Annotated in this window: 10 protein-coding genes; 5 read left to right on the plus strand and 5 right to left on the minus strand. The window is 34.7% G+C overall.

The genetic code is table 11. The features are described from left to right. The 3 genes from BW983_RS06165 to BW983_RS06175 all read right to left on the minus strand — a co-directional run. Positions 1 to 1,130 (minus strand): DUF6443 domain-containing protein (locus BW983_RS06165; protein ID WP_228408975.1); only part of this gene is annotated, 1,130 nt, incomplete at its 3' end. Positions 1,131 to 1,136: 6 nt separating this feature from the next. Continuing rightward, a complete protein-coding gene (locus BW983_RS06170) occupies positions 1,137 to 4,496 on the minus strand; it encodes a hypothetical protein (protein ID WP_139329238.1) in 3,360 nt (1,119 codons plus the stop codon). 3 nt (positions 4,497 to 4,499) lie between these two features. Further along, positions 4,500 to 6,098, minus strand: coding sequence for a T9SS type A sorting domain-containing protein (locus BW983_RS06175; RefSeq protein WP_076550893.1), 1,599 nt, complete (start codon positions 6,096 to 6,098; stop codon positions 4,500 to 4,502). 515 nt (positions 6,099 to 6,613) lie between these two features. Between BW983_RS06175 and BW983_RS06180 the strand changes: the two genes are divergently transcribed. Together BW983_RS06180 and BW983_RS06185 are read left to right on the plus strand one after the other, a co-directional pair. Beyond that, positions 6,614 to 9,415: a GH92 family glycosyl hydrolase gene (locus BW983_RS06180; RefSeq protein ID WP_076550894.1), complete on the plus strand. Its 2,802-nt coding sequence runs from the start codon at positions 6,614 to 6,616 to the stop codon at positions 9,413 to 9,415. Between the two features lie 84 nt (positions 9,416 to 9,499). After that, a complete protein-coding gene (locus BW983_RS06185) occupies positions 9,500 to 10,207 on the plus strand; it encodes a hypothetical protein (RefSeq protein ID WP_076550896.1) in 708 nt (235 codons plus the stop codon). A 40-nt stretch (positions 10,208 to 10,247) separates the two neighbouring features. Here the strand turns inward: BW983_RS06185 and BW983_RS06190 are convergent, their stop codons facing one another. Both BW983_RS06190 and BW983_RS06195 read right to left on the minus strand, forming a co-directional pair. After that, the gene (locus BW983_RS06190) at positions 10,248 to 10,970 is read right to left on the minus strand and encodes a phytanoyl-CoA dioxygenase family protein (RefSeq protein ID WP_076550897.1); all 723 of its coding nucleotides are present in this window, start codon (positions 10,968 to 10,970) and stop codon (positions 10,248 to 10,250) included. 6 nt (positions 10,971 to 10,976) lie between these two features. After that, the gene (locus BW983_RS06195) at positions 10,977 to 12,227 is read right to left on the minus strand and encodes a dicarboxylate/amino acid:cation symporter (RefSeq protein WP_065394854.1); all 1,251 of its coding nucleotides are present in this window, start codon (positions 12,225 to 12,227) and stop codon (positions 10,977 to 10,979) included. A gap of 220 nt (positions 12,228 to 12,447) precedes the next feature. Here BW983_RS06195 and BW983_RS06200 point away from each other — a divergent pair, with 220 nt between their 5' ends. From BW983_RS06200 to BW983_RS06210, 3 genes are all read left to right on the plus strand, one after another. After that, positions 12,448 to 12,936, plus strand: a complete 489-nt coding sequence (locus tag BW983_RS06200; RefSeq protein WP_076550899.1) for a BON domain-containing protein — start codon at positions 12,448 to 12,450, stop codon at positions 12,934 to 12,936. Positions 12,937 to 12,946: 10 nt separating this feature from the next. Beyond that, positions 12,947 to 13,366, plus strand: a complete 420-nt coding sequence (locus BW983_RS06205; protein WP_076550900.1) for an SH3 domain-containing protein — start codon at positions 12,947 to 12,949, stop codon at positions 13,364 to 13,366. Between the two features lie 74 nt (positions 13,367 to 13,440). Then, entirely contained in the window at positions 13,441 to 16,143 is a 2,703-nt protein-coding gene (locus tag BW983_RS06210; RefSeq protein ID WP_076550902.1) for a TonB-dependent receptor, read from the plus strand. The last annotated feature ends 169 nt before the right edge of the window (positions 16,144 to 16,312 follow it).

Raw genomic sequence — 16,312 nt, forward strand, 5'->3', positions numbered from 1 at the left:
GGATAAGTATCATAGTAGTTGATACTTAAAATGGTTTCAATATCAACAAAATATCCATTACTATATTGAATCTGCATCCCGTTTTTAGTAAATCCTGAACCACTCCTTCCCTCTACAATGATAAGGTTTTCTGCCTGAGCCTGCATACTTGTTCTGCTTCCTCCTCCAATGATTCCGGTATAAGCAACTCTTCCCAATGATTCATATTTAGTAATCAACCATTTATTCTTCTCTCTCATATTGGCATCCTGAGTCATAATAAGTCTATCGGCTTTGTCATACACCATAAATTCCCAGCCTTTGCCGGGAAGCTTCTTTTCTACAAGTCTCCCTCTGCCATCATAGCGGTATTGATAATACAACTTTTCTTTTGTTGAATTATCGATAGTCGGTGCTGATGCTAAAGGAGGAATAACAAAAGCAAGTTGGTCGTATTCATTATAAACATAGTAGGTATCTGCATTTTCTGAGACACTTACAACTTTCCTTACCAAAATAACCTGTCCTTTTCCGTTTTTAAATTCTATGGTTTTGTTGCCGTCTTCGTCAGTTATGGTGTTTTTGTATAATTGTGCAGGCAGAAAATATTGATTCAGTTCAATCGCAGTTTCTGTCCTTCCTTCGATCCATGTGGTGATGGTTTTATATTGCCTTACATAATCTTCATGAATATTGGCATCATAATCAAATTTAACAGGCTTTCCCGTCCAGTCATTTCCTACCTGAATCTGTTGCTGGATTCTGTCCAAAGGAGAATTCTCCAATATTTTTTCGGAATAGATTTTCTCTCCACCATAGATGGAAGATGCATTTCCCAGAGGTGAGGTATAAACTCCACCTGACTGCGTTCCTGATTGAGGAATGGGAAGAAAATCTTTTGCATGTCTTCCAAACTGGTCATATTCGATATGAGTGACAACATCTTTTCCTTGGGGAGAGGCGTTTACACCAATCACCTGCTTAGGTCTGCCAAGTCCGTCGAAATATTGAACGGTTTCAGAGGATTTTGTAGCCTGGGTTCCACTATAATCCAGATACGTTTTTGTTTGAACATAGTTTTCGGTGTTGGATACCTGTGCTTTTACAGTCCCAAACATCAGAAATCCTATGGGAATTATGAGTTTTTTCATCGATGATTAGTTTTTATAGTTGTACTTCATTTCCTTCAGCACTTTTCCATCCACATCCACTACTTTCTCAAGTCTGTTTGCGGAATCATAAAGATATAATTCTCTTATTCCTGATGGTGGGGTGATACTTCTTACTCCAATCAATGGATCATAAGTATAGGTTGTAACCTTATTATTAGACAGTCCATTTCTGAAAGTATTAAGGGCATTCAATAAATCCGTTTCATCATTATTTCTACCTGCTGATGCATCAAGATTAGAAGCATTTACAAGAGTACTAATAAGCGATTGAGAAACATCTGCATATCTGGCATTCTCTATTTTAGCAATTGGATATGTGTTGTTATATCCCCAGATAATCACTGTAGAAATACCATCTTTGGTAGTATACTGTTGAAGATTACCTTTATCATCATATTTGTCATAGGTGATTTCTGTGGAAACAACATCTAACAAATCTTTTGAATTCACTTTATAAGGTAAGGTCAATCCTGACGTTTTCATATCTGCTTCTGCTTGATTAACAGGATATAAAGTTTCAAATTTTGATAAAGTTTTCTGATTATTAGCTATAGATTGGGTAGTTACCGTTTCTAAAGGAATGCCCACCATGTTTTTACCTACCATAAATTCATTGCCTTTTTCATGAGCATAACCATATGAAGTTTCATTAACTTTCAAATCCGGAAAAGTTACTTTTTGTGATGTTTGTTGATAATGTAAAGGATTATTATATAAGTACTCAACAGTGGTTCTGGCAACACCATTATCAAAGTTTTCATTAGTTGTTACTTTTGACAGGTAATAATCATGTGAAAAGAACTTATATTGAAGTACTTCTCCAAACATTCTAAGGTCTATAGGAGGAAAGTAGTAGATTCCATAATCTAATGGCTTGCCAAAGCACGGATTAAAGCCAGTATTATTCTTTACTATATCTGAAGCTGTACATTTATAGGTCTTTTTTGAAATCATTTGAGTATCACCATACTTAATTCCTGTAAAATTCAAAAATTCCTCTTTTTTACTAGTATTATAGAAATATTCGTTTATTACTTCCTTAACCGGGCTTAATACTCCGTTCTTAAGAATCAAATCTTCTGTCTTTTTAACAAGTCCTTTATTCCATTTTGAATTAGAATAATTTCCTCCTCGGTAAATTCCTTCTCCAAATATATTTGATGCTATTGGGTCACTTCCTGCAACGTATTCAGTAAATGTCCCCCCTTTTTCAAAGTTTAATCCACCATAACTTTTTGTTACATACTCATACCCTACATTTTGTGATTCATTTCCAAAAAGAGGAATTAAGCTGTTCGAAAAAATACTAACATATTTGTAAGGTGTATATTGGTAAAACATTGGATTGAGCTCAGTTGGCGGGCAATAATGTACCCCTTGTGTATACTTCCAAAGAACAGGCATAAAAGAGCTTACACCAGAAGATTTATGAAGCTGATTTTTATGAGAATAGTACCATTTTTCAACTTTTGGAGATGAAGAGACATTATCATAATGTTCTATTTTCTCTACACGGTTTCCTCCGATAGAAAGATTAGTATCCACAACACTATCAGGAGCATCAATATACCTGAAACTAACTCCACCTCCAAAACATGGTCTTGATACGCTGATGGAAACTTGATATTCTACAGACGCTTTAGCATCAAGATAATATTCATTCGATCCCCCTGGATAATAATAAGGACTTACTTCATTTATATAGCCAAGAGAACTTAAGGTACTTAACTTTTCAAATTGCCCTGTTGAAAGATTTTTAACCTTAATGTAAACCCGAACCTGATGCGTCATAGCAGAACAATCCTGATTAAATTTAGCTCCTCCAGAAAATTTTATCATCTGAGATTTTCCAGAATAAATTTTTTTCGTGGTTGTATTACTATCAGTTATATCATCTGTCAATACTGTCATATAATCAAATTTAGTGGGGGCTGGGGTTATCTTAGTTCCCCATTTAGTATGTGGCTCATAGAATATTTTACTATATCCTTTAGTGGGATAAGTAATTTTTGACAACAAACCTGATTGTGAAAGATTAGTATCAATCTCTCTATTTGCAAAGGAAAAATTAATAAAATCCAAATAATAATGATCTACTTTTCCAATCAAGTGAGAGTTTTGTGTTGCCCCATTAAAATATCCCCAAAAATCCTGAGCATTAGATAATCTTCGTGGAAGAAGTTCAGGATTAATATATTCAAATTTATATTGTTTAGTATTTGTTTCAGAATAAACTTTTGTTAAAAACACCCTATTGTTTGATGTTAACAAATATTCCATTTTATAGGTATCAATAATAGTTGGATTACCGTTACCATTTTCTTGCAAATTTTTAATTTCATGCAAATATCCTGATCGATTCTCTTGTGTATTTTCTCCTAAAGGAGCATAATTAAATTCCAAAACATTCTGATTGATATTATTTCGTATTTTTTTTAGACGATGGCTATCATAAGATACAATTGTAGAGGTTTTCTTCATTCCGTTTATGGAAGCAAAAGGAATTCCTTGATCAGAAGAACAATTAATAGACATCATCGTATCAAAGAAGTTATAAGTATTATTATTATTTGCAGTATATCTAAGTGGATCGGGACCATATTCAAAATAGACAATGTTATTTTTTGTATCCTCAATACGAGTAAGGAAATATGCAGATTCAAAAGAGACTTCTGAAGGGACCCATCCTACACCTTGCACCCTGCTTTCACTGGATTCAGTGACAGTGAAATAATATTTTATACCTTGCGGTGATATAATTAAAAAGCCTTCAGGAATCTTTTTTATTTTGAAATCACTTTTTTTCTCCTGAATCCAAGTGTCGGCTCCATCTCGTACAAATGATGTGGAAAATACTCCGGGTATATTTACTCTATATAAATCTTTTTCCGTATCAAAGTTTTCCATCATACTGGTATATTCATAAAAGTTAAGCTGTAATGCTCTATACCCTGTGGCTTGATCTTCAGTCTCATCTTTTTGCCAAAGTGCACCATTTAAAGGATCCTCTTTATCTCTTACAATTTTAGAAATTATACCATTAGCACTCATTGTCCAACCCAGCCCCGGAAGAGAAGTATACTCATCTACTTTTATTCCGTTGCTTGAATATTTAAGAGATACGGGCACTTTTATGTCTCCTATTGAATATTCATAAAGAGGAATATCCTGCATCATAGTACCGGTATATTCTCCAATATTAACATTTCCGTAAGTCCCTAAGTTATAAGAGTCCGGAGAAGAAGGAAAAATATTGATGCTTGTATTAATATTGTTATTAGGACCTTGAGAATATCCTTTTATAAATAAAGCCAACAGTAATGTTATGTAAATTTTCTTTTTCATTGTTTACTTCTTTATCAGCTTCGCATTCGCTGTTTTGTTATCATTAGTTTTTATAGTAATCAAATAAGCTCCCTGAACCAAAGCCTGGGTATTAATCTTAGTTACCTTGTTCTTCGTTTTCAGGTTTTGTAACTGCCTCCCACCCATATCATACAACATAATTTCACCTTCTTTAAAATCAAAACCGATTTCTACATAAGCGTAATCTGTGACTGGATTTGGATAGATTTTGATGTCATATTTTTCAATCAGGTCATTCACCTGTTTATCGCCTAGTTTTACGATTTTCCAATTCTCTTTACCTAATTCTTCAGCACTGGTTCCGGCAAGAATAATAGAGCCATCTCTGTTTAGTTTTAAATCTGAAAGTCTTTCTTCTCTTTTTCTGGATTCGCCTTTCACATGTTTTCGCCACTGTTCATTTCCATTTCCATCAAGATATAGCATCAAGAAAGTTTCATCATCCGTTTCTATTCTTCCTTCGGCTTGAGTATAACCACCTAATAAAATTCCTTTTGAAGATTTATCATCTGCTGAATGAATCACGCTCATACCCATTAAAACATCCCTGTTTTTAAAGTTGTAGGATTTTTGCCATTGTTCATCTCCTTTTTCGTTCAAAGCAATCAACCAAAGGTCTGTTCCTTCTTCAATTCCTACGGTTTTATTTCCTGATCTATCTGATCTGGACTCTCCACCAATAATATAACCATTGGAGGTTAAAGCAAGGGTTCTGAGATGGTCATCTTCTTTTCCACCATAGTTCTTTTCCCATTCTACTTTTCCGTTCTTGTCCAATTTTACGATCCAGTAATCTCCTTCCCCGAAATTGCTGCTGGCTTTTGGCATCTGGCTGATTTTAGAGGTACCAGGATCACCTGTTTTAGGTCCCAAATCACGAACCTCGGAACTTCTTGAGTAAATTCCCAATAAAGCTCCGCCATCTCTGGTCGGAATCATTTTCTCTACTTCATCCAGACCTTTCCCGCCAAGGATAATTTGTGATAATTCTTTACCGTCTTTATCCAGTTTAATGATTAAAACATCTTTAGAACCGTAGCCTTTTGCTGAGTTTTGTACATTTCCTGCTACAATAAAGCCTTGATCCATAGTTTGAATAACAGCTCTTGCTTCTTCATCGGAAGAACTTCCCAAGGTTTTCTGCCATAATTCATCCCCAAATTCATTGATTCTGATCAGCCAGATATCCGATCCGCCCTTTGCTTCATCTTTTTTATCCAGTCCTTTTGCTGAATAAGAAGTTCCAGCCAAAAGGAATCCTCCATCTTGCGTCGTTACGGTTGCTGATAAATAATCGTGGTCTTGTCCTGAGAAATACTTTTCCCATGACTGTTCGCCTTGTTGGTTCAGTTTAACCAAGTGGAAATCGTAGCCGTTGTTCTGCTTACTTCCAGCCTCCAGCTTCCCGCTTCCTGACTGAATAGCGCTCCCTGTAATAAGATATTGCTGATCGATGGTTGTCGTTACCTGGCTTAAGAAATCCTGAGTAGAGGATTTGATATCTTTTTGCCAGAGAACTTCCTGAGCAGAAGTGCTCAGAATTGTGCATACAAGAAATGCACTCGTATAAAGTTTCTTCATGTTTATATTTTAAGTATTGGAAATTAGTGTTTTAAGAAAGTATTAAACAATATATTGGTTATAATTGCTTAATACTGATCATAATACAACCTATTTTACGAAACAAATTCAATGTTAAATTACATTTCACTGATTTACATTCAGAAATAGATTGAATATTCCTGTACTTTGACCGTAAAATCATTTAAAAAAGAGTATTGAATGATACCTGAAAAGATATCTAAGGATTATATTGAGTTATCATTGTTATTAGTTTAATGGTTAGTTTTTTTTTGCGAAAATAGTATTTTTAAACAACTACAGATCATATTAATGTGATTTAATATTAAAATACTCCCTTGAGTTTTATCATCTATTTGTTATTCTTTCACAAAGCTACTACAGTAAAGCGACAGAACCTGACGCAATATATCCGCTTTTCTACAAAAGATACTTATAAAGTTCTCATTATAAAACAAAAAAGAACCTTGAGACATACTTACATTTTCAATATATTCGCTACATAAAATCAGAACATGAAAAACAGGCTGGTCGCATTTTCTATATTGATTACTCAAATTATTTATGCGCAAAATTATTCCCAATATGTAAACCCATTTATTGGTACAGGAGGTCACGGACATACCTTTCCCGGGGCAATCGTTCCTTTCGGAATGGTACAGCTTTCCCCCGATACAAGAATTGACGGAAGTTGGGATGGCAGTAGTGGTTATCATTATTCAGATTCTGTGATTTATGGTTTTTCTCATACTCACCTCAACGGAACAGGAGTTTCGGATTACGGAGATATTATGCTGATGCCTACCATGGGAAATCCAAACTTGAACAGCAAAGATTATTTTTCGAAGTTCTCTCACAAAAATGAAAAGGCTTCCGCTGGATTTTACAGTGTAAAGCTGGATAAAAATAATATAGACGTTCGCCTGACAACAACAAAAAGAGTCGGATATCACGAATATACTTTTAATAATGCAGGAAATGCTAACATTATACTGGATCTCAACCATCGTGATAAGCTTCTCGAAGGGGAAGTAAAAATCATTGATGATAAGACCATAGAAGTTTTCAGAAGAAGTGAGGCTTGGGCAACCAATCAATACATTTATGCAAGAATTGAGTTTTCAAAACCAATGAAAATTTCCAAGAAGGAAGTGAATGGCAAAAATGAAAACAACCTGTTGTCCGGAACAAAACTGGCTCTTGCATTCTCCACAGATGTTAAAAAAGGAGAAAAAATCAATGTAAAAGTGGCAATTTCTCCTACAGGATATGAAGGTGCAGAAAAAAATATGCTTGCAGAAAGTCAATCCTTGAATTTTGAACAGGTAAAAAAACAGGCAGTTGCCGATTGGGATAAAGAATTGTCGAAAATAGAAGTAAAGTCTGACGATAAAAATAAATTGTCTGTTTTCTATACAGCGATGTACCATGTTTTTACCCAGCCGAATATCAATATGGATGTTGACGGAAGATACAGAGGTCGTGACAACAAGCTTTACTCAGCCAAGGATTTTGATTATTACACCGTATTTTCACTTTGGGATACTTTCAGAGGAGCACATCCTTTAATGACTTTGATCGACAGAAAAAGAACGGCTGACTTTATCAATACTTTTATCAAACAATATGAACAGGGCGGAAAACTTCCGGTATGGGAATTGGCTTCCAATGAAACGGAATGCATGATCGGTTACCACTCTGTTTCCGTGATTGCAGATGCGATGGCAAAAGGGATCAAAGGATTTGATTATGAAAAGGCGTATCAGGCTTCAAAAAATTCTGCTATGCTGGATATTTTTGGTTTAAATGCTTACAAACAGAATAACTACATCAGTATTGATGATGAGCATGAAAGTGTTTCCAAAACCGTGGAATATGCTTATGATGATTGGTGTATTGCCCAAATGGCAAAGATTTTAGGCAAGAAAGAAGATTACCAGTACTTTATGAAACGTTCTCAGAACTGGAAAAATCTCTACAATCCTAAAAGTGGTTTCATGCAGCCAAGAAAGAACGGAAACTGGTATGAACCATTTGATCCGAGAGAGGTCAACAACAATTATACGGAAGGAAATTCATGGCATTATTCTTACTCTGTACAGCAGGATATTCCGGGGCTTATAGCAGCTCATGGCGGTAAAGAAAAATTTGAACAGTTCATTGATGCTATTTTTGCTGCACCCGACAAAACTACAGGTAGAGAACAGGTAGATATTACAGGTTTAATGGGACAGTATGCACAGGGAAATGAACCCAGCCATCATATTGCTTACCTATACAATTTTGTAGATAAACCGGAAAAAACAGATGCTAAAATAAAATACATCCTCGATAATTTCTATAAAAACACGCCGGACGGGCTGATCGGAAATGAAGACTGCGGACAGATGAGCGCATGGTACATTTTAAGTTCTATGGGAATCTATTCTGTAACACCCGGATTACCTGAATGGGAAACGACAACTCCTTATTTTGATGAGATTAAAATTCATCTGGAAGACGGAACTACAAAAACCATTACGAAAAATACAGGTAAAGCAGAACTTAAAAAACTGGGATTTGAAAATATAAAACCTATCAGTGAATCCAAATATGCACAACTCACGGCTTCCCCAGTGATTGCTGCAGACAGAATTTTTGATTTTTCCACTAAAGTGGAGATTACACCGTTAAATCTAGGTGACAAAATCTATTATATGACTATGGATGAGAGTGATGCCAACAAAAGAAAAACATTTACAGCCTACAAAGGACCTTTCACCATTACGAAAACGACACAGGTTCATGCGTATGCGGAAAGAAAAGGCGAAAAAAGTTCAGTGACTGTAGCCAATTTCAACAGAAGACCTAATTATTGGGATATCAATATCCTTTCAAAAGCAACTCCTCAATATACAGCCAACGGAAAACTGGCATTAATCGACGGAATCAGAGGGGATGTCAATTGGAGAAAAGGTGAATGGCACGGATATCAGGGACAGAATTTTGAAGCAATAATTGATTTTAAATCTCCACAACAGATCACATCATTGTCATCCACTTACCTTCAGGACAGCAAAGCATGGATCCTGATGCCTTCTAAAGTAGAATATTACGCATCAATGAACAATAAAGATTTTATCCTTCTGAAAACAATCGATAACAATATTGATCCAAAAGATGAAAAAGTACAGCTTAAAGATTTTACCACTGAAATTCTTCCTACTGAAACAAGATATATTAAGGTAAAAGCATATTATTACGGAAAATTACCGGAATGGCATCAAGGAGCTGGCGGAGAAGCCTATATCTTTATTGATGAAATTTCCGCGAAATAAAAACAATTACAATACATGAAAAAGTTATCATTACTTCTATTCTTGTTTTTAAGTTTTATAAACGTTTCAGCATGCAAATGCGTCATGAGTAATTTTGCAGAAAATTATTTAGATGCTGATGTTGTGGGCGTTATCAAAATCCTGAAAGTATATGGTGAAAACGCTCAGCAAAGAACCTATAAAGCAGATATTGAGTTCGAGAAGTTATACAAAGGAGCGAAATTCACAACATTGAATGTAAGAGGATTAATCGGTAATTCGTCCTCTGCAGCTTGTGAAAAAGATGTAAAACCTAATGAAAGATATTTGATTTTATTAAAAGGATCAAACAAGAATTTTTCTATTTCCTCATGTTCTCCGATGTCTCAACTACCAGAGAAACCTATCAAGGACGAAAGCATTGAAATGGAAAAATTAAGCAATGTCTTTTCTTATTTAGACAAGAATAAATTCAAATTTAAAGGGCTTCAATTTACTTATTACTATGATGAAACAATGGGAGCCAATACAAGATCCGAACTTTCAAAAATAAGAAACTTCAAACCCAAGCAGCCATTTGCCATATACAAAGTTAAGTTGAATGATTCTTTCAAAATTAAAGAAATTACACCGATGACAACTTTTGGAAGCAAAGACAAAACTATAGAAGCCATCATGAAAAAAAATCTGACTATTGAAACCCCAATGTTTAAAGATACTTCAGAAAAAAATGAATACCTGGTATTACTTTTTTACAACAAACAAAATATCAAAACAGAGAACAAAGAGATCATATCTGATTCCTGGTTCTAAAAAAATAGCCTCTTCACTTTTGAAGAGGCTATTTTTTATCTTAATTCATTCTTTCTGCCCATTGAAGAACTTCCGGAAGTTCCATATCGGAAAATTCAATATGAATGACTCTTCTTTTTTTCCCATTAGTTGTTCTGTTTGAGCCATGTAGTGTAAGAGGTTTCATAAGCATTATTCCTCCTTTTTCCACATTACAGATTTCTTCAGTTTCTACTGTCCAGTCAATAGTTTCCGGTCTGTAAATTCCTTTACTATGAGACGTTGGAATCACTTTTAACGCTCCGTTACTTTCATCTGTATCATCCAGATGAATTCTGATGGTATAAATATTTTCCAAAACATTTAATGGAGGCTGAACCGCAAACTGATTCTGTTTTGTAGTCCAGGGACCAAAACCAGATAATTCCAGCTTCTTATCAACGGAAATGGTCAGATCCTGATGATAAGCCACATACCAATTAGATGTTTCAGGTTTATCAAAATAGATACTTTTAACCACAAAATATTTTTCTCCAAAGATATTCTTTACAACCTCTTTAATATTATCATTAAAGATGAAGTCTTTTATCTCTGGAATTTCCTTTAAAAACTGTCTTATTGCAAAAAGATCTTCTGACTTCCTGAAGTTGTCTCGTGAAGTATCAATATGATCTAAAACATTAATTATTCGTCCGACTTCTTCATCAGAAAAGACCTTGTTTATAACTGAAAAGCCATATTTTTCAATATGGCTTTTGTATGTTTCTAAGTTTTTTAAACTCATTGATATTTAAATTTTGTCTAAAGGTTCGGTTAACTGACCTTCCCACTTCGATACCGCTGAAGTCGCTAATGTATTTCCTAATACGTTCGTCATACTTCTTCCCATATCACAGAAGTGGTCAATTGGTAAGATCAATGCAATTCCTTCTGGTGGAATACCAAACATTGAACACGTTGCCACAATGATTACCAAAGAAGCTCTCGGAACTCCGGCAATTCCCTTTGAAGTAAGCATCAGTACCAAAAGCATCGTGATCTGCTGTCCAAGCGTCATTTCAATACCGTAGATCTGTGCAATGAATATAGAAGCAAACGTCATATACATCATACTTCCATCAAGGTTAAACGAATATCCTAAAGGTAAGATGAAAGACACTACTCTGCTGTTACATCCAAATTTCTCAAGCTCTTCAACCAATTTCGGGAATACCGCTTCTGAACTTGTTGTAGAAAAGGCGATCAATAAAGGCTCTTTAATTCTTTTTAATAAATCAAATAAACGGTTTCCTAAGATAAAGTATCCAACCAGTAAAAGAACCAGCCAAAGCACACCTAACGCAAAGAAGAAGTCTCTTAAATAGATGGCATATACTTTAAAGATTTCAAAACCGTTGGTTGCCACTACCGCTGCAATAGCTCCCAATACCCCAAGAGGAGCAAACCACATAATATACCCTACCATTTTAAGAATACCATGAGCCATGATATCAAAAAGCTTTACTACAGGCTTAGAATATTCTTCTCCTAAATTGGCTAAAGCAACCCCAAACATAATGGCAAATACCACAATCTGTAATACCTCATTGGTAGCAAAGGCTTCAAATAAACTTTTTGGAATCATGTGCTTTACAAAATCTTCTAAAGAAAAGCTTTTACTGCTTTTCAATAGTTCATCTGCTGAAGCAACATCCTGAATTGGTAATTTGGTAACATGTCCCGGCTCAAGCCAGTTCACAAGGATCAACCCGATGAAAAGGGAAACCAAGGAAGCGGAAATAAACCAAAGCATAGCTTTTGTTCCTACTCTTCCTATCATTTTGATGTCACTCATTTTGGCAATTCCCACTACAAGAGTTGTAAAAACCAAAGGCGCAATGATCATCTGTACCAGCCTGATGAATACGGTTCCCAATAATTTTATATTCTTGGAAAAAGGTTCTGCACTCTCCGGATATTTCACGTGTACAAGTCCTCCAATCCCTACTCCCAGGATAAGCGCGATGATAATTGCTATAAAAAGTTTATTCTGTCCTTTCATATATATAGTTCAATTTGCGCAAATATAATGGTTTTTGAATTGACAGAAGATTTTCTTCAATGTCTGTTAATTTTACATTAAGTTTTTAATACCTAAAAATTAAAACACTGATTCAGAAAATATTGTAAAAATTTTAAGAAAGATTTATTGAATTTTTATTCTTTTGGTACAAATTTTATTATTACATTTGATTGTATAACAACATTAATAAATATACAATATGAAAAAAACTATCGCAATGGCTGCATTAGCTGTAGCTGTATCTTTCGGGGCAGTTTCTTGTAAAAAGAAAGTTTCTGATGCCGATCTTCAGACTCAGGCTACAACTGTAGTAACTTCTAATCCCAATGCTTCTGTTGAAGTAAAAGAAGGTGTGGCTCACTTAAGCGGAACTTTCGCGGACCAAGCGTCTAAAGATGCTATGATTGCACAATTAAAGGCAATTCAAGGAGTAAAAGACGTAATGGATATGTCTAAAGTTGAAGTAACTCCAGCTCCGGCACCTGTTGAAACTAAATCTGCTGTAGATCCTGCTGTTCAGAAAAAAGTTCAGGATGCTGTAAAAGATTTCCCTACTGTAAAAGTAGAAGTTATCAATGACGAGCTTACCCTTACAGGAAATGTTTCTCAGGAGCAGGCTAAAAAAATTAAGCAGTCTGTTGACGCTTTAAAAGTTGGTAAAGTTAAATTTAACTACACTGTAAAATAATTAATTTAAGATGAGTACATTACAAGATAAATATTCAAGCGTAGTATCAGCTGCTCAGTCTGCTGGAATTTCAAATCTACAGGTTCAGGAACAAGACGGAATTTTATATGTTTCCGGAGATGCTTCCAATACCGCTGCAAAAGACGCAGTTTGGAATGCTTTAGGAGCTATTGATTCTACTTATTCAGCTTCAGATATCAATATTGACGTACAGGTTGCAGGTCTTGCTTCAGGTGCTTCTCTTGTTGTTGCTACTGAAGAGTCTAACTTAAACATCAGACAGGAGCCTTCTACTGAAGCTGCTGTAGTAGGTAAAGCTGCAAAAGGAGCTTCTGTAACTTTAATTGAGCAGACTTCTGATGACTGGTGGAAAGTAAAAACTGCCGACGGACAGGAAGGATATGCTTATTCAAGATATTTAAAAGCATAAAAAATTATAGAAATTTTTCTAGGAAACATCCCAATCTTGGGATGTTTTTTTATTTTTACGCTTTGAAATGCTAAATGAAGAAAATCTTACTGCTATTGTTTGGGTTATTCAGTTTTCTGATGATTCATGCCCAAAAACTGCATATTGACGGAAAAGTAACTGATCTGGAAAAGAAGCCTGTAGAAAATGCGACTATTTATCTGCTCAAGGCTAAAGATTCTTCAATCATCAATTATACGGCAACCAATAAAGAGGGTAAATTTTCATTAAAAATAGATGAGGTAAGTGAACCGTCCCTTTTAAAAATTGATACCGAAAAGTCATCCTATTCAAAATCATTTGAAAAGATTGAGCAGTCTTTATCTTTAGACGATATAACTCTTGAAAGCAAAAAAATAATCAATATTGATGAAGTAAAGATTACCGTTTCTCCAGTCAAAATAAAAAATGATACCATAGAATTCAATGCTTCAGCAATCAAAGTACGTCCTGACAGTCAGGTTGAAGAACTTTTAAAGCAGATTCCGGGGGTAGAGGTCAGTAATGACGGAAAAATTACAGCTAATGGTAAAACCGTAGATCAGATTATGGTCAATGGCAAAGTATTTTTTGATAAAGACGGTAAAATTGCCCTACAGAATCTTCCTGCTGATATTATTAAAAACATTCAGTTTACCACTACCAAAACCAAGGAGGAAGAACTTACCGGAAAAGCTCCTAAATCTCAAAATACAACCATCAATTTCAACATTGATGAAAAGAAAAATAAAGGACTTATGTCCAAAATACTTGCTGGCTATGGCTCAGATAAACGATATGAAGGCAATGTTTTTCTAAATTATTTTAAAGGAGATACCAAGATCAGTCTTTTAGCTTCCTCCAATAATATCAATTCAAAAAATGCTTCGGCAGATAATGTTTTTGATAGTATGGGACGTGGCGGTGCGCAGAAAAGTGCCGGTGGAATTCAGAAATATTCCACGATTGGGCTGAATTATAATGATAAACTTGGAAAAAATTCGGATCTCGATAACCTTAGTTTAAGATATACGGATTCTGATGGAGAAACCCGTTCAAAAGTATCCAAAACTACTCTTCTTCCCAATAATACCCTTCAGACCAACTCTGAAAGCAGCAATAACAGCGAATCCAAACAATATAATTTTAATGGTTCTGTGCGAATCAATCTGGATTCATTGACTAATATTTACATCTCTCCTTCTTTTTCAAAGACAGAAAATTTCAGCTTAGGAAATTCAAAATCGTTTACTTTAAAAGATGATAAGCTTCTGAATGAAAGTCAAAGTTCAACCCAGACCAAAGGAGACAATAATACATTTGGCTCCAGCGTTTATTTATTCCGAAATTTTAAGAATAAAAGGAGAACCTTAACTGCGACGATCAACAGCAGTATTTCAGAGTCTAAGAATGATAATATTAATCAGTCTTTAAATACATTTTACGGTGACTCCGGTACGACTACAGATAATCGTAATCAACTGCAAAAAACTTTATCACAAAACAGTAATTACAGCTTCAGCACAGAATATACGGAACCTATCTCGGATTCTGCGACTGTAACTCTTGGGTTACAATATAGCTCAAAACTGTCACGAGATCTAAGAGATTTCAATGATTTTGATCCTATTACAGGAAAATATTCTCAATACAACACCAACCTTTCGAATAGTGTGGATCAAACGTTTAATCAACTTTCACCGTCTCTTTCTGTTTATTTACACAAAAAGAAATTCAATAGTTGGGCAACTGTGAATTTTGATATTTCAGATATGGATGTCAGTTCTGTATTCAAAGGTCAGGAGTATGATTTACAGAAAAATTTCGTCCTTCCAAGATATGCAGCCAACTTTCAATATTCTTTTGCAGAACGAAAATCATTGTCATTAACCAATTCGGCAAGTTTCACAATTCCTGATCCTGGAAAATTAATTCCTTATAGAGATGAAGCCAATCCATTAATTACTTATACCGGAAATCCTGATCTGAAAAACACATGGGCAAATGAAACAAACCTTTCCTTCAACAGTTTTAATATGATAAAAAATATTAATTACTATATCGTTGCTGGATTTACCTATAGAAATAATGATGTGACTAATTTCTCCCAGTACGACAGCTCCGGAAAGCAGATTGTCACTTACAGTAATATCAGTGGAAATAAAACGTTCAACGTAAGCTTCGGTTTAACCAAAATTTTTAAATGGAATGATAATAAACTTAGCATTTCACCAAAATTCGGGATGAATTATAGTTACAACAACGGGTTTATTGAAGGTGAAACTTTTAAAAGCAGATCATATAACTTTACGCCAGGGCTGAATCTAAATTATGAGATTAAAAATAAATTTACAATAAAACCATCTTATAGTCTTGGATACAGCTTTTCAGATTATACCAACTATAATGTAGACAGAGCCAATACAGCAATTCAATCTTTAAAACTTGAAATGACCAATTATCTGTTCCAAAGCAGATTCGTCATAGGAAATGATTTTTCATACAATACAAACTCCAACATTGCACCCGGATTTAAAAAAGATTTTTATTTCTGGAATACGAGTTTGGGATATTCATTCTATAACAAACAATTTACCGCGAGAATTAAGATTTATGATGTTTTGAATCAAAATCAAAGTGTTAAAAAGACCATTACAGATTCTTATTTTGAAGACCGTGAAGAGCTAATCCTGAAACGATACGTCATGTTTTCTCTGAGTATGAAGCTTAATAAATTTGCAGGCAAAAAGAAAAAATAAACACCATACTTTTATATATATTTTTAGAAACGGTCGGGAAAATTCCTGACCTTTTTGTTTCACAAAAGTTTTTATAATACCTAAGTTATTTTTGAGTGGCTACTAACTGTTTGAGAAGCACACTTGAGTTTTTTGAAAATCTCCATTCTTCACTTACTTTTCTACTGAA

This window comes from Chryseobacterium ureilyticum, from assembly GCF_900156735.1.
GTDB lineage: Bacteria > Bacteroidota > Bacteroidia > Flavobacteriales > Weeksellaceae > Chryseobacterium > Chryseobacterium ureilyticum.